The sequence below is a fragment of the Nocardioides sp. YJ-D4 genome (genome assembly GCF_054031495.1).
Genome location: NZ_CM132932.1, coordinates 5,848,517 through 5,867,359 on the forward strand (window position 1 = coordinate 5,848,517; position 18,843 = coordinate 5,867,359).

Sequence of the window (18,843 nt, forward strand, 5' to 3'; positions counted from 1 at the left end):
GGAGTTACCTATGTCCTCGCCCCGCTCCAGTGTCGTTCGGTCTCCATGGCTACGGTCCCGCGCTGGGTTGGTGGGGCTCATCTCTGTTGCCGTCGCCGCCAGTCTCACGGGTCCACTTCAACCCGCGGAAGCAACGCCGGTGAAGGCGCCGGCGGCCTCGCAGGGCCTGCCAAAGGGGGACCTAGATGAGAGACCGGGGCGACCGGATGCGATCTCGGCACAGTCGACGGCACACACGGCCGATGTGCCGGTCGAGGACCTATCCCAACGCAGTGAGTCCGAGCGTGTGTTCGCCAACCCAGACGGCACCTGGACCTCGGAGACGACCTCAGAGCCGACACAGGTGCAAGATGGCGCTGCCCAGCCCGATGGTACGGCTGGGTGGAACCTGATCGATCCGACCCTGGTCGAGATCCCCGCCGCCGCAGGTGGCGGATGGCGGACTAACCATGCAGTGGCCAAGCAGACCTTCACCTCCGGTGGAACCGACTGGTTCGCCTCGATGACACAGGGCGGGCACGAGCTCCGCTTCGGCCTGGACGGCGACCTCGCGGAGGGCGGCACAGGGGCGGGCGCCGGGGACGGAGAGCCCGTCCAGTTTGGGACGCCGGTGGTCTCGGAGAACACCGCTGTCTACAAGGACATCGTCGCCGATGAGTCGTGGAGCGTCGACCTAGTGGTCCGGGCTTCGGGGATCGGGTTCGAGCACTGGTGGGTTCTGAACCCCGTTGAGCCCCCCGCCACGTCCTCGTCGACGTCGTCTTCAGCCCGGTCGACGGAGGACCAGGCGGTTAAGGTCTCAACAAGTATCACCGATCTCGACCTCGGCCTGACGGTCACCGACGTGACCGCGCAGAAGAGCTCGAAGGTCGACCCAGTCGAGGCCACCACCACCGACAGCGGCGGGATCCGGATCCTGACCGCGAAGGGCAAGTCGCTGCTGCAGGCGCCCGGCCCGTTGTACTGGGATGCCACCACCGCAGGCCCCGACGAGTTCGACCCAGCAGCAAAGGCGTTGAAGGCACACGGCAAGAAGGCCCCGAAGCGGAGAACCAAAGCAGGGGAGCCGGCCGAGGAAGGGCACGTGCACAAGGCGAAGACCAGCGCCCGCACGGTGACCAAGGGCGGGAAGGCCACGGGCGTGTCCGTGATCGGTCTGGGTATCCCCGCCCAAGTGCTCGAGAGCGCCGCTGGCGCCGGGCCAGTGACGGTTGACCCGTCGTTCACGGTCGACCCGAACGCGGACACCTGGATCCAGACACCGGACTACACCACCTCCCAGGTGACCTCAGAAGAGCTCCGAGTCGGCACCAACGACAGCGGCGGCCGCAAGGCACGGTCGTACCTGAAATTCGACGGCGGGAACAACCAGTGGGCCGGCAAGCAGATCACCTCGGCCACTCTGAGGCTGCGCAACTTCTACTCCGGCTCCTGCACGGGCTCCGCCATCCGCGTCTCGCGACTCACCTCGAACTGGGACCTGTCCGGGTTGACCTGGGGCAACCAGCCCAACGGCGCCACCACCACGTATGCCGATAGTTCCACCGCACGCGGCTTCAGCGCATCGTGCCCCGCAGCCGATGTGACCTGGAATCTGACCTCGATGGTCCAAGCCTGGGCCGACGGCACGGCCAACTACGGCCTCCGATTGATGGCGCTAAATGAGACCGTCAACAGCAGCTGGCGCCGATACCGGTCTGCCAACTACGCCACCACCTCGTTGCACCCCACGCTGTCGGTAACCTACAACCGCCTCCCGAACAAGCCTGAGGCACTGTTCGTGACGCCGTCGAGGACTGGCCTGACCTCATCCCTAACGCCGACTCTGTCGACCGTGCTGTCAGACCCCGATGGGGGCCAGGTCCGCGGCAACTACGAGGTCTGGGAAGGCGCTCCAGGAACAGGCACGTCGATCTGGTCGTGGACCGCGTCCAGCACCAAAGCATCCGGTTCCACCGTGAGCGCAGTCGTCCCCAGCGGGAAGCTTGTAGAGGGGCACAGCTACACCGTCCGAGGTCGCGCCTACGACGGCACCGACTACGGCCCATGGTCAGACAACACGACCGCCAAGGTCGACGTCACCGCCCCAACCTTCGCAGTCACCTCTGCTGCGTTCACCGACGGCCAATGGCGTACCGATAACCCAGGTACGCCGACTACGTTCCACTTCACGGGACCGGACGAGATCAGGTCCTACAGTGTCCTTGAGGACGGCGTTGGGCGAACGTGGGTGCCCGCAAATAGCACGGGTGACGCCAGCCTCTTGTGGCACCCGGCAGACGGCCCCCACACGCTGAGAGTCTCCGCCAGCGACCCAGCCGGCAACAGTCGCACAGTCGAGTTCAGTTTCGGCGTCGGAGCGGCAGGCTTCAGCTCTCCGTCCAACCTTGCCCGTTCCACGGGCGTGTTCCCCCTCAAGGCCTCGGGGCCGCCATCGGCGACGGGTGCGGAAGTGTCGTGGCGATACCCGAACGCCACCAACAACAACGCGTGGACCAGCATCGATGGCGACGACCTCTCGACGACCTCCGGCTCGGCCTGGGACGGATCGGTGACCCAGGCCAACGGCGGCTCGACCACGCCGGCACTGACCTGGGAAGCAACCGCCCAGGACGCCACCCCGGGCGACGCCACCGATAACAAGCTCATCACCGGCCCGGCGATGATCGAACTGCGGACCTGCTTCACCTACTCCGGCACGCCCTCCCAGGTCTGCACGAGCCCACGCAGCGTCGAGCTCGTCCCGTCCGGATTCGGTGGGAACTTCCCCACCACCGAACTCGGCGGCGCCAACCTTGCTCTGTTCACCGGCGAGGCCGCGATCGCCGAGCCCGACGCCGTCGACAAGGCCGCCGGTGTGGGCCGCACATATTCCACGCTCGATGGTGCCTCCCTCAAAGAAGGGTCACCTGCCGCATTCGGGCCGGGCTGGTCTACCCAGCTGTTGTCTGAAGCCGACACCAGCGCAGACATCGTCGACCATCGCACCCAAGACGGCACCCTCGTCCTGGTCAGCGCTGGAAACTCCTCACAGATGTTCACCGCGAAGACCCCCGGAACCAACGTCACCAGCCCCACCAGCAAGGTCACCTTCATCCCCGCAGGCCTCGACGACGGGTCGGTACTGGTCCTCGACCCAACTGTGAGTCCCGCGACGATCACCTTGACCCGACCTGAGAACGGGCCCATCACCACCTGGCGCTGGGACACGACCGATCCCAACGACGCCGGTTGGGCATTGAAAGAGACTGATCCCGACGGCTCATCTGGTGGTGGAACTGAGGTCGCCTTTGACACCGACGGCGCCTACCCAACCTGGATCGCCCAGACCGAGGCTGGCGTCTCGACCACATGCACCGCCACTACGCAAGAGGCTGGTTGCCGTGGCCTGAAGCTTTCCTACACCGGCACCGGGGCCAACAAGCGGGTGACGAAGATCGACCGTCTCACCGTCAACCCCGATGGCACTACCGCCACCCAAACCCAGGGGACCTACACCTACGCGACCATCGACTCGATCAGCCTGTTGACCCGTGCATGTGGACCCGACCCCGATGGCAGCGGCTCGCAGAACCCGCTGTGCACGGACTACGAGTACGACACCACCACCATGGCCGGCCGAGTCCTGCTGTCCAAGATCACCCCACCCGGACAGAAGGCCTGGCGTTACAGCTATGACAGCACCGGCCGTCTGACCACTGTCAAGCGCGCCTATGACGCAGACACCAACACCGCCACCGGCGATGCAGTCTGGTCTGTCCTCTACGACCTCGCCCCGACCACCACCGGCCTCCCGAACCTGAGCGCCAGCGAAGCCGCCAAGTGGGGACAAGACCACCTCCCGGTCAAGGCGTTCGCGGTCTTCGGGCCAGACGCACCAGCGCGCGACACCAGCCACCTGGACTGGGCAAGAATGTGGTGGACCGACGAGACCGGTGCAGTCACCAACACCGCCGTACACGGCAATGCCGACGGCACTTCCCAATGGCTGGTCGATAGCCGTTGGTACGACGACCACGGCAACGTCGTCCAAGCCCTTGACGCCGTTGGCCGTGCCGTGGCGCTCGCTGAAACCACCCTCGAGAACCAACAGACGGCCGCCCGTGATGCCGCGTCACTAACGGTCTACAACAACGACGGTGACGACGACGCTGCAGACGGCGACGGCCGGCGCGTCGAGGCCAGCTACGGCCCCGCCCACATTGCCACCCTCAAGGACGGCACGACCGGCACCTACCGCTCGGCCACCACGTACACCTACGACGACGAAGCCCCCAACCTCGGCGGCAGCGGTAAGCCCACCTACACCGAAACCAAGACCAGCTTCGATCTCGTCGTCGAGACGCGCGATCACGCCACGACGCCCGACATCACTGGAACCTTCGACGAGCAAGTAACCCGCACCGAATACGCGGCCCTGGTCAACGGTGACGAGAACGGTTGGGAAACCGGCACGGCCACCCGCGTCCAGAGACAGACCACGAGTGGCAACTGGCAAGACATCGAGATCTCCCGCCGCGACGCCAGCGGTCGTCAAATCGAGACCCGCCAGCCCGGGGGAAATGCCAACGCCGACGGTTCAGGTGCCGATGCCCACTCGACGGTGTTCTCCTACTACACCCGCGGCAACAGCGATCCCGACTGCAACATCACCGGTCATCCCGAACGCGCGCAGTGGGACGGCCTGGCGTGCAAGACCGCGCCAGCTGCGCAGCCCGCCGGCACACCCATTCCAGCTACCTACAACAGCGACTACAACACCAGCCTCTTGCCTACGAGCAGCGTCGAGACCTCCGGCAACGTGACCCGCACAACGACAACGTCATACGACCAGCTCGGACGGGCGACCAGCACCAAGACCCAGGTTGTCGGCAGCGGTGCCGAAGCAGACACCGTCGAAGCCATCATCAGTCACGACCCAGCCTCTGGGCTCCCCGCGACTCAAACTAACCCCGTCGACTCGTCCCAGATCGCCACCACCTACGACACCTGGGGTCGCCCCTGGACCTACACCGACGCCGGCGACAACCAGTCAGTGACCACGTACACGGCCACCGGACAAGTCGCCACCTTTAACGACGGCACCGGCACCTACGCCACTACCTACAACGGAACTCCTGGGGAGCATCGTGGCTTGCCAACGTCCATCGACCTAGGCATTACCAGCGCTGCCAGTGACACTCTCGAGCTCAAGTACAACGCCGCTGGAGCCACCAGCCAAGTCCGGTATCCCAACGGCATGGCAGCGTCCTATACCTATGACCCCGGCACCCGCAAGGCCGTGGCCGTTGACTACACCGGCGCGGACAGCAACGGCGACCCCATCGACCTCGCCGCGTTCGCCGCCACAACCGACGTCGACGGCCAAGTCATCGGTTATGCGTCACCCGCGTCGACCCAGAAGTTCAGCTTTGACAGCTTCGGACATCTCACCAAGACCGAAGACACAAGAGAGAACGGTTGCACCACCCGTACCTACGGTTTCTCGCCAGCTTCCGAACGAATCTCCGGCGCCTCCTACAACCCAGCCACCGGCAACCCCGCTGGAGCATGCCAAACGGACAATCCCGACTACTCGAGGACACGCAGCTACGACAGCGCGAACCGCGTCACCAACTCTGGCTACACCTACGACAACCTCGCCCGAGTCCTCAGCGTTCCCACCGTGGATGCCGACAGCTCCGGAACCGGCCCTCTCCAGATCTCCTACCGCGCGAACGACATGGTCAAGGCCATGACCCAGCAGGTCCAAACCACCGCCACAGACGGCACCACGACAACCCGCACCGACGGCCGCACCTACGTCCTCGATCCCGCCGGACGCATCACGAGCATCACGGCCACTACTAACGGCACCCTGACCAGCAGGACACTGTACGAGTACCCAGGTGACAGCGACAGCCCCTCGAACATCTCGACCACGAGCAACGGAGGCCAGACCTGGACATCGCAACGGAACGTCGCCGTCCCCGGGCTGGGCATGATCGCCTCGGTCATCGGGACCGACACGACCTGGCAGATCACCAACCTTCACGGCGACACCGTGGCGTCCGTGAGCGACCCGGTAACTGCAGGAATTACGCAGTACTCGGAGACCGACGAGTTCGGCCGTGCTCTCACAGGGGGCAACACGGATCGCTACGGCTACCTCGGATCCCAGCAACGCTCCGCAGGTGGGGACACCCTTGCCGGCATCGTCCTCATGGGGGCGCGCCTCTACAACCCCGCCACCGGGTCGTTCCTTTCACCAGACGGCGTCCTGAACGGGACTGAAAACTCATACTCTTACCCCTCTGACCCGATCAACAAGACCGACCCATCTGGAATGTTCATCACCGCCCAGTCCGTATACCTAGGAAAGGGCTACTCGTCCTGGTGGAGGCAGTACTATAGGACGTGGACTGAAGCCTTGAACGACAATTGGTTCAGCGACTTCAGCGCGCTCTTCCTCCAGTGGTACTTCGGTAACACCTATGGAACCTGGTTGGGTGAAGCCGTCAAGCTAGGATTTCGGTTCCGATGGAAGCATAAAAAGTACCGCCAGTACGGATACCATAACGGTGTTTGGTCGACCCGCCTCAAGTACAAGTATTACCTGACAACACAGCCATTTACGATCTACTATGTGAAGCGTTGGCTCCGCTGGCGCTACGGAAAGTACGCGATCGTGTATCTCTTTAAGATGACGACCTTCGCATATTCGTGGAAGTCCAAGCCGGTGCGTGCATGATGGAAAAACCATGGCCATACACCGGGACCTACCGCTTATTGAGGTCCTTCGGGCTAGCAGGACGTCTCTGGACCGCACTTGTGTTGGCACTCGTGATCGGCTGGCCCGAATCAATCATCGAACTGATCGTGATCTTCGTCGTCGTCAGCTTCCTTCTCGTCTCCGCTGCGATTGAAGCATGGCGAATGATTTCAACCAGTTCTGAGGCCAGCCTGGGAACGGTGTACATATACGGGGTTGGGGCTGCCATCCATCTGGGGGTGTTTCTCTATGAATTTGACGAACCCGTTGTATCTCCCGCGGCCATTATTGCTGGGATAGGGTTCGCGGCTCTTGCTGCTCTCTTGATAATTGAACTCCTGAGCCTATTGAGCGGGAAACCAACCTTTGACCATTCGCGACCATCTGCGGACTCACGCAGGCGAAATAGCTCCTGAGGGTCAGGTCATCCTCATCGCTTGAGAGCCGCAGGTCCCCTGGGGGAGGTGCGGCTCTCAGGTGACTGTTCCGGTTCAGGCTGCCACTGCAACTTTGACCGTCTCGCCCAGGTGGTCGGCCACGACCGTGTCGCGCCAACGTCGATCTCCCTTGTCGGTGGTCCAGGACTCTGTCTCTACGTGACCGACCACGACCACGCTCGCGCCCTTGCCCAGCGACCCGAGCGCCCCAGCTCGCCGCTTCCACGCCTTGAGGTAGAACCGGGTCGGCTCACCCTCAACCCACTCCTCCCCGTTCTTCTTCGCGTGGTTGATCAGCACCACAGCCTCCGCGACAGAGGTTCCGGTGTTGGGGGTCTGGTTCAGCTCGGGGTCGGCCGCGAGCCGGCCTTCGAAGCACACGATGATCGGCATGATCTCTTCACTCCTTACTGGTTGCGGCCCTACCGGGCGCTTGGGTTGCCGGCAGTGACCTCGTGGTCGCGAGCCGGGGCGTTCCTGGCCCTGTTGGCCACTCGGACCCCGTGCTCCCGATAGAGGCCGCCCATGCGGCCGGAGTGTTCGGGCAAGGGTCGCCGGAGGCGACATGTTCCGCCCTTGCCCGGTTCTCCGGCCGTGTCATCGTGGGTGCCTCGGGAGCACGGGATTCCACCGTCAGGTGGGGGAGTGGGGCTGTTGGCACCAGCTGGTGACGTCGCTCCGGGCGCAGCCCGGCCGTCTTCTTCGCAGTGGGATCAGTCGTTTGCGGTCGCCGAACCACCGTGCCCACCCCTGCGGTGGCCCGGCGACCACATCGTGGGGCCTGAGGCCGTCGGCCCCGGCCAGGTCCTCGAGGTCGCAGGCGACCTCGAGCCGTACCTCACGGGTGATTTCAGAGCTCATCGAACGCTCCGATCAGCGAGACCGCTTCCATGGCGGCCGCCTCCGCGTCGCCGGCAGCTGGCCAGCCGGCTCTTCTGCCTCTTCCTGACCGTGGCCGGCGCCGTCATGCTCCCGCTCCTGGTGCTCGTCCAGCTCTGGTCGGTGCACCGACCCGCCAGCCGCTACTACATGAGCCAGCAGCGCGACGCCATCCTCGGGTTCATCGCCACCCGCGACGGGTGGCGCGGCAGTGACCACGCCGTTCAGAACATCGGCGCCGGCCAAGGCCACGCGCTGCGCCAGCAGGTCTCGGGCCCGATCCGAGCGCACCTCGACCAGCACCAGTTGTAGCTCGCCATGACGGCCGCCAACGACCAGGTCGCCGCGATCTACCAGCGAGAGTTCCCCGGCCTGGTCGATCTGGGCCGCGCATTTCCCCGTGGCCGCAGACTTCAGCGGATGCCCCATAGGGGATGCAGGTAAGAAACCTGTCTGACCGACTTCGCGCTTGGGCAGTTCTGTCGGTGGCGCGTGGGAGCATTCGGCTATGGCGTTGCGATCCCCTCTCTACCTCGATGGCGAGTCACTGCTGGCTCAGGCGGAGTATCACGGCATCCAGGTTCCGACGCAGGCCGACATCGTCGAGAAGACGGTCACGAAACGAGGGGCGTCCGGCGGCGTCGGCGTCGGGCCAGTCCGCCTCGGCGGCAACGCTGGCCAGGATGTCGAGTTCCAGTCGGCGTACCGGATGGAGCCCAGTGAGAAGGCTACCGCCAGCAAGGTGATCGATGCGCTGGTTCACCAAGGGGACGTGACGACGAACCCGGACGCGGACACGGTGCTGACGAAGGACAGCCTCCTCGAGGTCGAGGGAACCACCCGGGTCACGGCCGCCAGCTTGGCCGGGAAGATGTTCTTCATCCTTCGGCAGGCCATGGAAAGTGCAGACCTCGATATGACTTCGATCGAGGATCTCAACCTGGACGATCTCCCTGGCGTCGCGGAGGGGCTCAGGGATGCGTACTTGTCGAACCACCTCGTACCGGTACCCCTCCTGGTCGAGCTGACCGGCAGCAACCTTCCTCAGCGCGTCTACGTCAGCGTTGCGCCCGATCACTTCGTCGACTCGGCCTCCGCCGACAGGGTCGAAGGCGATCTGCGGGTGCTCGGAAGCGTGACTCAGTTCATCAGCGAGGGCAACGAAGGGTTCCTCTCCGCCGAACGTTGGTTGCTCCACGGGTGGGAGTACCTGATCCGGCGGCACATGATGCTCAACATCAATGACATCGTCCGAGAACTCGGCAACGACTTGGGCCTCAAACTGCCCGAGGACGACGTCTACGGCTACATCACTGGTCCAGCCGTGGTGCTGGACGCGATCGCCATCTACTGACAATCCGCGCCAGCTCCGCCGCACCAGGGGCAGGAGGGGCGCGATCAGCGGCGATCAGGAGCGGCCCGGCCCCCGGGACGCCAGGATGGACCCTGTGAATCTGTATGACCTGTTCGCCCCGACGCGGAGCGACGAGTGGTTCAACGACGTCGACCAGCTGCGCACCGATGTGATCGAACGTCTGCGTGCCCAGCCGCTCGCGGGCGACGACGACCTTGAAACTGCCCTCACGCTCACTCAGCTCGTGCACGGTGAGCTGATGGAGTACGGCACCAAGGCTGAGATCCAACGGCTCGACAACGAGGAGCTCGCCGCCACGTTGCGTACGCTGCGCGCAGTCCTCGCCCGACACGGCATCACTCTGGATCTTCCGTGGCGTAACTACGATGGATTTCGTACCTACTGGATCAAGCAGAACGCCTCGGGGCCTGGCGGTTGGCAGGCGCGCCGCGAGATCCTAGAACGATTCTTCGAACCCGTCTTCGCGGAACTCCACCGGATCGAGGACATGCGGTTCGCCGCGGCGGCCGCGGAACCGGTCTCGCCGGCTGGCAAGACCGGATGGTCTGCTGTGGATCACGCTGTCGAGGACATCCGAGTCCGCTTCCGGTCCGCATCCAACGCGGCCGATTACAGCGACGTCGGCCGCCGCTGCATCGCTCTCATGGAAGTCCTCAGCGCGACGGTCTACGACCCCGCCCGGCATCTTCGGCCGGGCGAAGAGGTGCCTCCAGTGCCCAGGACTCATATGAGGATCGGACGGTACGTGGAGGTCGAGTTCGAGGGTGCAGAGAACGAGAAGCTGCGGGGCCTGGTCCGCAAGACGGCCGAGTTCGCCGAGGCTGTGAAGCACCGCCACACCTCCACGCGACGCGACGCCGGCATCGCTGCGGACACCGTCATCCTTCTCGCCAACATCCTCCGCCGGCTCGACGTCGCCGACACCTAGACCGGCAGGGCCCCGAGGCACCGGCCTGATCATCACCCGCCGATGTCTCGGCGGTCTGGTGTCGAGTCGAGGACTGCCACGGACCCCTAGCTCACCTTGAGCTGTGATCCGTACTCGAGATACGCCCCCAGATCGATCGGCAGCGGTGAGAGCGGGATCGTGAACGATCCCGTCGTGCGACCCTTGATATTCGTCGCCGTTGCCGACCAGGTGCAGGTCACATCGGCATCGAGGTCATCACCCGCAACGACGAGCAGACCGGTGTCTAGCATCGATTCTGAGTGGGGCCGAAGGTCGACGGGCGGAAAGGTGATGTCGGCGCTGCCGCCGTTGACGATCCGCGGATACGGCCGACGGCTTGCTTGGGGGAACGCCCCGGCTTGGGAGAACGCCCCGGCTGGTATCTCGTGCCTGGCGTAACCCATGTCTGGAATGTTCGGGACCAGCTTGTTCTCCACCCAAGGGCCCCACATCCGTGGCGCTGCCTCCACCGGCACGTACTTGTGCAGGCCTTTGAAGTACGGGGACTCGTCGAAGACCTCGACATCGCCCTCCAGGTGCAGGTGAACCTCGAGCTGGTGGAAGTTCTCGTCGGTCAGATTCTGCGCCTTGAACGCGACCGGTCGCGCCACTGCCTTCCGGAGATCGTCGATCACCGGGGCGAGCGCGCTCTTGCACCGCTCGAGGTACTGGGCGACCTCGGCCTTGTACTCCTCCTCGGTTCGGTCCTCGTCGTGCTTCGTCTCGAACGGGTTCGTCATGTCTAGGCCGGACAGGTAGTTCGACATACGGCTCATCGTCGACAGGGAGTCGAGCCTGCCGAGGGTGGAGAACCGATCGGGCGTCGATTTGGGCTCGGGCAGGAGTGGCTTCATGAGCCGGCGCCGCTCGGCAGAGATCCAGGTATCCAGCCATGTGGCAGGGAAGTCGACCACAGGGACACCGTCGTCAACCACCGGGCAGACATTGAGGTCGAGCGTGGGTCCTAGCTGAGACCGCATCCGCTCCGTCAGCATCTGCAGGTCGCCTGGCGTCTGCAGCTCCGACTTCCCGTGATGGCGTACGTATATATCGCCGGCCCGCACTCCGTTTTTCTGGTCGCCCCCTGCCTTGGCGATGCAGTAGATCGGATCACCGGCCTGAGGCGCGTCCACGATGACCACCAGCACGCGCTTGCCCTTGTAGTCGACGTAGTGGGGCGACCACGGCGGCGCCGGGTCGCCCAGGTAGGGCTCGAGGTAGTTCGCCAGGTCGGCAGGGTCGATGCGAACATCGATCACCGTACCCGGCTCCAGCCCGACGGTGATCACGGCGTGCCCGCCAAGGTGTGGCGCCGCTCGTGCGACCTCGCGGTTCGCGAACGCGACGATCGCTTTGGCCAGCACCGGGCGCTCGGTCCTGGCATGGAGGTCGAGGTTGGCCTTGAACTCGATCCAGTCCGATTCGTCTTCCGGGGCCGCGTTGTCGATGGCGGCGATGAACGCGGCCCATTCGGTGAGCGTGAACGGAAGCCTGGTGGTGTCGAAGTCGATCAATGTGGTTCCCCCCATTGCTGCGTGCTGGAACAACGCTAGCGGCGGGCACCGACACTCATGACACAGTTATCCACAGTGACATGATGAGTGTCACTATCATCTCATCGCTGATGACCGCATGGCAGGTGGTGAGAAGACGGTTAGGCGAGTCCTCCGAGCCGGGTGCTCCGTAGGACAGGCCTTCGTTCGCCCGCGGTGTCAGTTGGCGGGGATATCGTGACGTCGTTGGAATCGAGCGTGAGGATGGCCAGTTCATCCGAGTTCAAGTACGCCGCCTCGTTCACCCAGATGGGGAACATGCGCATGCTCTCGGGGTCGGAGCCCGGGTTGGTCATGGCGTGCTGATATCCCTCGCCGGCGGCGGTCATGAAGGTGATCAGCGTCGACAGCGCTGCGTGGACGTCGATGTCGGATCCGACTCCGGACTCGAGGTCGGTGCGCTCGCAGGCAGTGTGGGCGGGGTCGTTGTCGGCAATGCGGTATCCGTATGCGCGCCGCGTTCCGCCGTCGTCGTCGCGGCGATCCTCGCAGTACCAGACGTCGATTCGGAGTGAACCGACCGTCACGGTCGTCAAGGGGTTCTCATGGGAGTACATGGGAGTCAGGTGCGCTGGCAGGTCCAGGCGCGACTGCCCCGCATCCACCCGCCGATGCGGCTGCGGCCGGAAGGCCTTTGTAGCCGTTGAGCCAGCCGGTGGGGTTGGTCGAGCGGTCGTCGAGTCGGATCTCGAAGTGGAGGTGAGGTCCTGTGGACTTGCCGTCGGAGCCGACGTCGGCGATGTGCTGGCCGGCGGCGACGTGATCGCCGACGCGTACGTGGATGCCGTTGCCGTACATATGGGCATAGCCGGAGGTGACCTTGCGGCCGCGGATGATGTGGTCGACGAGGATGAGGTGGCCGTAGCCGGAGGGGTGGGCGCCCGCGTAAGTCACGGTGCCCTCGCCGATGGCAAGGACCGGGGTGCCGAGCGGTGCGGCGTAGTCGTTGCCGGTGTGCTGCGAGCGGGCGCCGGTGACGGGGTCGGTGCGCCAGCCGTACGGACTGGTTGCGGTCCAGGTGCCCTTCGGGAGCGGGAACACGACAGCGCTGGTCTCAGCGGCCTTCGCCGGCTGATCGTCCTTGCGGCGGGCGAGGGCTGTGATGATCGCATCGGCGACCGGCTCGAAGCGGGCGTACCGGTCTGGGAACGCGGAGACCTCGACCGCCTGGGCTGCAGCACCTGGTGGGAGTTGTTGCCAGCCGGGAATGTCGAGCAGTCCACGCGGCGATCCACGGTTCGGGCCGTTGTTACCGCCGAAGAAGGCGCGCGCCTGGTAGGTCGAATCCATGAGCTGGGCGACGGTGCCCCAGCCGGCGAGGGGCCGCATCTGGAACAGGCCGAGTGAGTCGTGGTCGCCTCCGTTGCCGTCGTTGGGGAAGCGGGTGGATTCGGGCCATGCGCTGGTGTTGGCCAGCATTCGCAGACTCGACTCGGTGAGGGCCGCCATGAGGGCGATTCGTACGCCCTCATGGCCGATGCCCGGGGTTCGGCTGCCGACAGTGGCGATCGTCGCGGCGTGAGTGAGCTGGGTGTGGTCGAGGGTGATGGTGATGCCGTCGGCCGTGCGCGTAGCGAGGCGATCGGGAACGTCGCCGATCTCGAGACCACCGCTGCAGGTGCTGCCTGGAAGAGCTGTTGCCCGAACGAGCACCGCGATGCTGGAGAGACATGCAGCGGGGGAGAGAAGCAGGGCCACGAGCAGGGTGGCGACGATCGCGCTGCGCATCTGTTGTCCCGCTCATTGCAAGGGGTTGTTGAGCTGTGAGAGGCGAAGCAGGCGGCAGGTCTCGTACGTCGGCTTGCAGGTCATGAAGATGGTGAAGGAGACCTCATCGACCGTCTTTGCGGTCTCTCCCTGCCAGATGCCGGAGCGGCGGCGGAGTCCGGTGATCGTGTAGGCAGTGGTGCCGCGAGCAATCTCGGAGGACCCGCTGTCGCTTGCCGCGCTCTTCCAGTCGGCAGGGACCTCATAGGAGTCGATGTCGATCCACTGTCGGGTCTCGTACGTCTTGAGGTCCTCCCACGATTCGGCTGACGGCAGATACGTCGTCAGATCCGTAGCCAGGCCGGCGGACTCCTCGCCGCTGGGATCGGCGACAGCGAGCAGACGGCCGGCGTACTCGTTCAGCGGCACCGACGCGGTCGTGTCCCAGGCGAACAAGACCTGTGCCACGGAGATCGCGAACGCGTCGGGGTCTGCGGTCCTGGCGACCTGGTCCTCGAGGGTGCCACCACGAGGCGAGCTGACCGCATGATCTCCTGAAGTCGGACGCCGCGGCTGGGGTTCGACATCAGTCCCATCGCCGATGAACGCAAACGCCGTTCCCGCACCGCACAGCGCGGCGATGGCCACGGCAACCGCCACCGCTGTCTTGTGGTGGGCGATCTTGGGAAGGTGGGGAGCGAGCATCGAAGTCTCCTAGCAGTCCGAGTGGTCTGCAGGGAGGTGTGCTCTCTGCGCCGTCGCGCATGCGCAGGCGGATCCTGTTTCCTTGGGTGTGAGACTCCGGAGAAGAACCTCGACCCAGACACGGAAGGAACCCGACATGGGGACCCGCGAGAACGCAACCGCCGACGAGATCGACTCCTTCGAGCCGGACTCCTTCGGCCACGGCGTCCTGACGCGTCGACACCCTGAGCTGATCGCGAACGTGCGTTCGAGCGTCTCGTATCCGCCGGCCGTTCAGCGCAATCTCGACCGGCTTGCCGAGGTGATTCAGGATGTCGTGCCGCCTGTCACAGAGCTTTCCACAGACCGAGCCGCGTGGGAGGAATGGGCAGCGCCGTACGTCGGTCGCTCGTGGCTAGAGATCCCGTTCCTGTGGGCGGAATCGTACTTCTACCGACTCTTGCTGGAGGCCACCGAATACTTCGGTGCGGGTCCTTGGGCCGGTGTTGACCCGTTCAAGCCACAGAAGGATGCTGAGCTCGACTCGCCCGAGCTCGTCCGTGACCTTGCCCAGGTTGCGGACGTCGTCGCTGCGCCCGAAGCGGATGGGCTGCGCAGTGCCCTGCTCGCTTCGTTGTGGGGGAACCGGGCCGACCTCGGGTTCCGGCTGTCCAAGCCCCAAGCGACTGACGCCGCGCCGGTCGACGAGCTCGTCGTCGACGACTCAGGCGAGGTCTGGGCTCATCTGGACGAGCGCGACGCGTCGAGGGTGGACCTGATCGCAGACAACGCCGGTCGCGAGCTCGTCTCCGACCTTCTCCTCATCGACCGTCTCTTGGCCACACGCCGGGCAGCACGCGTGGTCCTGCACCTGAAGCCGCAGCCCTACTTCGTCTCTGACGCGACCGTCCACGATCTGCTCACGATCCTGACCCACCTCAGCACCGGCCCCAGTGCAGCGGCCGACATGGCGGTACGCATCGGGGATGCCATCGCCGATGGGCGGATCGAGATCCAAGCCCATGCCTTCTGGTGCAGCCCGCTGACCTTCCACGACACCCCCGACGACCTCGCTGCAGAACTCAGCAGGTCCCATCTCGTGATCGTCAAGGGCGACCTCAACTATCGCCGACTTGTCCGCGACCGGCGCTGGGCACCCACCACGAGCTTCGCCGAACTTGTCGAGCACTTCCCGGCGCCTCTGGTGGCATTGCGGACACTGAAGTCCGACCTGGCCGTCGGGATCCCGGAGGATCGCCTCCGACTCCTGGAGACGCGCAAACCGGGTTGGCGCACCGACGGGACTCATGCGGTGATCCAAGCCCGGATCTGAGGCCTGGGGGGAACTCCTCAGGCCGTCTCGTTGAGTGCCTGGCGAGCAGCGTTCAGTCGATCGCGGAAGGCGACGGACTCCGCGATCACGCTGTCGAACCGCGCGTACTCCGCGTCAGAGAGATCGCGAGCCAGCCGATCCGTGGCGTAGTGCGCCGACCAGCCTTCGAGCTCCCCCCACGTGAGGAGGAAGGAGCGGAGCGTGCGGTGTTTCAGATCTGGCGACCCGCTCTCATCCACCGGCTTCGGTGACGTGCGAGTGCCTCGCCGTGCCTTGGTCTGCTGTACCCGCTCGAGCGCCTCGGCCGCGAGACGGTCGAGGCTGTCGCCTTCAGGGGTTGGGTGGGCGGCGAGCTCGATCGCTGCTTGGACCTTTCGGTAGGCGGGCTCGACAGGGCCGCCGGCGTCGACGGCCGCAAGCTCGGCGGTGGCCAAGTCACGCACCGTCGGCGGTTGGAACGAGTCTGCCGCGACGGCCTGGAGGAACTTGATGTGGTCGAGCCGTTGATAGGAGCCGGATCCGGTGACCGTCTTGGCTGCCTGGTAGCGGGCTTCGCGGGTGTTGGCCGGCGGTTCCGGTGAGTCACCGGAACCGTTGTCTCCGCCCGAGGACGCACCGGTGCTCACGGCTTCTCCATCACCGCCAAAGCGACTGGCTTCTTGGCGGCGCTGGGTGTCCTCGGCGTAAAGGGACTTCAACTCGGCGTAGAGGTCGGCTTGCTCGGTGGGGGAGAGCGGCTTGTGGAGGCTGTTCTCGTCCTGCTGGGCGAGGAGCTCGGTAAGGCGGTTGGAGATGCCGGAGCGGATCCAGACCTTGATGGTGCGCCAGCCGAGGCTGCGTACGGCCTCGAGGCGGCGATGGCCGCAGACAAGGATGCCGTCGGGTGTGACGGTGATCGGTTGGAGCATGCCGATCTCGCTGATGGAGTGGGCGAGCTCATCGAGATCGCCGAGGTCTCGGCGGTGGCGTACGCCGACGGTGATCGCCTCGAGAGCGCGCTCGGTGTGGGCTTCAGGAGACATCGGCAAGGACCTTCTCCAGGCGAGCTTGCGGATCCACGGTGGGGGCAGTGGTCGAGACGGCGCGCACCAGTTCGTCCTCGCCGATAAGGTCGGTCGGAGTCTCGCCGAGGAGGAATCGGTACCAGACACCGTGGCCATGCCGGGTGTGCTCGTAGTCGGGCCCAGGGTTGCCGAGCACGGTGGTGAGCAAGGTCGACCAGCTGGACTGGGTCAGGTCGAGTGCGCGTAGTGCGAGCTTGTCCTTGCGGAGTCCTTCATGGGTCGTGGCTCGGTTGCCTGACTCCATGAGTCGCGAGGAGATGTAGGTGATCGCGTGCCGGATGGCGTGCTCGGGCCAGCCGAGGGCGGTGAAGAGGTCCACGGTCATCTCGAATGCGTCATGAACGCTCGTCGTTGTCCGTTCCTCGACGTCCTCGTCGATGTGGTCGAGGTCGGCCGGCACCCGGAAAGCCGGGTGGTAGTCGAGGAGCGAGGTCTCGTGGTCGCCGAATCGTTCGGCGTCGTGGTGGGCGGAGATCTCGGCGCGACGGGCCTGATGGGTGGAGCACAGCAGTCCGTTGGCGCGCTCGTCGTAGATGAGGGCGACCTGCACGGCTCGGGTGGTGGCCGCCCAGGGGTCGTGAGCATGGCGGACGGCGTCGGTTCTGAGCACGTTGAAGGCTGCGTACGCGGCGTCGTCGGGTTCAAGGCCGTGCTTGGTCGCGAGACTGCCGTACTTTTCGGTCGCGTACTCCATCAGCGCCGCGGCATCGGGGTCGTGTCGCCAAGCGCCGGGTTCAGCGTAATGCAGCTCCGTGAGGAGCATCCGGAGGCCACCGGGCGTAGTGAAGTCCAGGCTCATAGCGAGATCCCTTCGGTGCGGTGTGTGATCGAGGGTGGTTGGGTGTCGGCGATTGCGGTCCTGCTGGTGCGCGGCCGCGGCGCCAGCGGTTGAGCTCGGCGGTTGGCGCGGCGTACGAGATCGGCCTTGAGATCCAGACCCCGGCCGATCAATCGTCCGCCGAGCAGCGTGGGGAGATCGCTGGGACGAACCCACGCGACCCCACTCTTGGAGATCTGCGTCGGCCTCGACTCCGTGAGTTGCCTGGACGGGTCGCGGTGCACCGCCAGCGGTGCAGGCTCGCTGTCGCGCTCGTCCCCTTGCTGAGCAGGTTCGGTGCTCATATCGCTACTCCTTCATTCTTCGTCGTAGGGCCCGTGCGGCTCGCAGGGTCGCTGTTCGGTCCGAGCCTGCTGGCGGTTCTGTACGCCGACTTGATCGTTCGGGACGCTTCGGTGGCCGGGAGGCCTGCGGCCTGGGCGGCGTCGCCAAGCACTTGCGAGGTCAGTGCGAAGTCGTGTCCGGTCTCGGCCATCACGCAGGCGGCCCAGAAAAGTCCGCGGTTGCGGCCGCCCTCAGGACGACGCGCCACCCAAGCAGCGAGGCGCTCGGGTGAGCCCTCCGCATCAGGCATCCCCAACGGCGGGCCGTTCCGGTTGGCTGGCGGTCTGGGTGGTGCGAGGGTGTGGTTCAGCCCGACCGAGTCGACGGTCCCAGGGTGAGGTCCGAAGCTCGTGAGCGAGTAGGGCCGCGAGCTCCCGTCCGACCTCGTGACCGCTGACGGCGGCGCGACGATATAGCCGCCATCACCCCGGAAGTCGATGTGCCTGGACGGGACCGACCAGCAAGGCTGTTCGACCCCGGGGGTAGCCGCGAAGTATGCGTGCATGCCACCTGACGGCGTACGCACCATCCACGCCCAACTCCTGGTGATGCCCATCTCGGTAACTCGAGAGAAGCTGCGGAAGCCGTCTCCACCGCGGTGTACGTCGACGTCGACCACGACCAACCCCGACACGGCCCCCGTAGGTATGCCGATGTTCGCCTCTGGCATCCGTGACCACCACCGGTGCACCTGGCGTGGGTCGCTCGTCGCGGAGTGGAACCCGTGCGCTGTCAGCGGCCGCTTGTCGCCACGGACACAGGGAAAGACCGGTACGCCGGCGAGCGCGAGCGTGGTCGCAGCGCTCGGAAGATCGTTGCGACGAGCAGCATCGCGGAACGCGGTAGCCACTCGGGGCGATGGGTGCGTCGTCGAGTCGTTCATGCCCTCGACTGTTGTCGGCGCGGTTACCTAGTTCCTTGCCGAGTTGGTGGTTCTGATCGGTGTTCG

General features: G+C 65.3%; 16 protein-coding genes. 6 read left to right on the top strand and 10 right to left on the bottom strand.

What is annotated here, in order from left to right:
• The first annotated feature begins 244 nt into the window (after positions 1 to 244).
• Positions 245 to 6,730: a DNRLRE domain-containing protein gene (locus ACW14X_RS27965; RefSeq protein ID WP_457164030.1), complete on the top strand. Its 6,486-nt coding sequence runs from the start codon at positions 245 to 247 to the stop codon at positions 6,728 to 6,730.
• Positions 6,731 to 6,813: 83 nt separating this feature from the next.
• Positions 6,814 to 7,167: a hypothetical protein gene (locus ACW14X_RS27970; RefSeq protein ID WP_457164031.1), complete on the top strand. Its 354-nt coding sequence runs from the start codon at positions 6,814 to 6,816 to the stop codon at positions 7,165 to 7,167.
• 75 nt (positions 7,168 to 7,242) lie between these two features.
• Here the strand turns inward: ACW14X_RS27970 and ACW14X_RS27975 are convergent, their stop codons facing one another.
• Complete coding sequence (locus ACW14X_RS27975) at positions 7,243 to 7,581, bottom strand: single-stranded DNA-binding protein (protein WP_457164032.1); 339 nt, start codon at positions 7,579 to 7,581, stop codon at positions 7,243 to 7,245.
• Positions 7,582 to 7,821: 240 nt separating this feature from the next.
• On the bottom strand, positions 7,822 to 8,049 hold the full coding sequence (locus ACW14X_RS27980; protein WP_457164033.1) for a hypothetical protein: 228 nt from the start codon (positions 8,047 to 8,049) through the stop codon (positions 7,822 to 7,824).
• Between the two features lie 90 nt (positions 8,050 to 8,139).
• On the opposite strand from ACW14X_RS27980, the gene ACW14X_RS27985 reads away from it, so the two are divergent.
• The 3 genes from ACW14X_RS27985 to ACW14X_RS27995 all read left to right on the top strand — a co-directional run bounded on the left by ACW14X_RS27985 (position 8,140) and on the right by ACW14X_RS27995 (position 10,370).
• Complete coding sequence (locus ACW14X_RS27985; protein ID WP_457164034.1) at positions 8,140 to 8,379, top strand: hypothetical protein; 240 nt, start codon at positions 8,140 to 8,142, stop codon at positions 8,377 to 8,379.
• 196 nt (positions 8,380 to 8,575) lie between these two features.
• Entirely contained in the window at positions 8,576 to 9,421 is an 846-nt protein-coding gene (locus ACW14X_RS27990; RefSeq protein WP_457164035.1) for a hypothetical protein, read from the top strand.
• Positions 9,422 to 9,515: 94 nt separating this feature from the next.
• Positions 9,516 to 10,370 (top strand): hypothetical protein, encoded by an 855-nt coding sequence (locus ACW14X_RS27995; RefSeq protein ID WP_457164036.1) that lies wholly within the window; start codon positions 9,516 to 9,518, stop codon positions 10,368 to 10,370.
• A gap of 86 nt (positions 10,371 to 10,456) precedes the next feature.
• On the opposite strand, the gene ACW14X_RS28000 is transcribed toward ACW14X_RS27995, so the two are convergent.
• The 4 genes from ACW14X_RS28000 to ACW14X_RS28015 form a co-directional block, all read right to left on the bottom strand.
• The gene (locus ACW14X_RS28000; RefSeq protein ID WP_457164037.1) at positions 10,457 to 11,905 is read right to left on the bottom strand and encodes an AlbA family DNA-binding domain-containing protein; all 1,449 of its coding nucleotides are present in this window, start codon (positions 11,903 to 11,905) and stop codon (positions 10,457 to 10,459) included.
• Positions 11,906 to 12,045: 140 nt separating this feature from the next.
• On the bottom strand, positions 12,046 to 12,480 hold the full coding sequence (locus ACW14X_RS28005; protein WP_457164038.1) for a hypothetical protein: 435 nt from the start codon (positions 12,478 to 12,480) through the stop codon (positions 12,046 to 12,048).
• A gap of 7 nt (positions 12,481 to 12,487) precedes the next feature.
• Positions 12,488 to 13,672, bottom strand: a complete 1,185-nt coding sequence (locus ACW14X_RS28010) for a M23 family metallopeptidase (RefSeq protein ID WP_457164039.1) — start codon at positions 13,670 to 13,672, stop codon at positions 12,488 to 12,490.
• A gap of 12 nt (positions 13,673 to 13,684) precedes the next feature.
• Positions 13,685 to 14,356 carry a cell wall protein gene (locus tag ACW14X_RS28015; RefSeq protein WP_457164040.1) on the bottom strand — a complete coding sequence of 224 codons (672 nt, stop codon included), beginning with the start codon at positions 14,354 to 14,356 and terminating at the stop codon, positions 13,685 to 13,687.
• A 136-nt stretch (positions 14,357 to 14,492) separates the two neighbouring features.
• Between ACW14X_RS28015 and ACW14X_RS28020 the strand changes: the two genes are divergently transcribed.
• Positions 14,493 to 15,668 (top strand): damage-control phosphatase ARMT1 family protein, encoded by a 1,176-nt coding sequence (locus tag ACW14X_RS28020; RefSeq protein WP_457164041.1) that lies wholly within the window; start codon positions 14,493 to 14,495, stop codon positions 15,666 to 15,668.
• A gap of 17 nt (positions 15,669 to 15,685) precedes the next feature.
• On the opposite strand, the gene ACW14X_RS28025 is transcribed toward ACW14X_RS28020, so the two are convergent.
• Genes ACW14X_RS28025 through ACW14X_RS28040 form a run of 4 tightly spaced genes read right to left on the bottom strand, consistent with a single transcriptional unit; the run spans position 15,686 to position 18,777 of the window.
• Positions 15,686 to 16,690 (bottom strand): ParB N-terminal domain-containing protein, encoded by a 1,005-nt coding sequence (locus ACW14X_RS28025; RefSeq protein WP_457164042.1) that lies wholly within the window; start codon positions 16,688 to 16,690, stop codon positions 15,686 to 15,688.
• Complete coding sequence (locus tag ACW14X_RS28030) at positions 16,680 to 17,531, bottom strand: serine/arginine repetitive matrix protein 2 (RefSeq protein WP_457164043.1); 852 nt, start codon at positions 17,529 to 17,531, stop codon at positions 16,680 to 16,682. Before ACW14X_RS28030 ends, ACW14X_RS28025 begins: the two co-directional genes overlap by 11 nt.
• Positions 17,528 to 17,854, bottom strand: a complete 327-nt coding sequence (locus tag ACW14X_RS28035; protein WP_457164044.1) for a hypothetical protein — start codon at positions 17,852 to 17,854, stop codon at positions 17,528 to 17,530. Before ACW14X_RS28035 ends, ACW14X_RS28030 begins: the two co-directional genes overlap by 4 nt.
• Positions 17,851 to 18,777 carry a bifunctional DNA primase/polymerase gene (locus ACW14X_RS28040; RefSeq protein ID WP_457164045.1) on the bottom strand — a complete coding sequence of 309 codons (927 nt, stop codon included), beginning with the start codon at positions 18,775 to 18,777 and terminating at the stop codon, positions 17,851 to 17,853. Before ACW14X_RS28040 ends, ACW14X_RS28035 begins: the two co-directional genes overlap by 4 nt.
• Between the last annotated feature and the right edge of the window lie 66 nt (positions 18,778 to 18,843).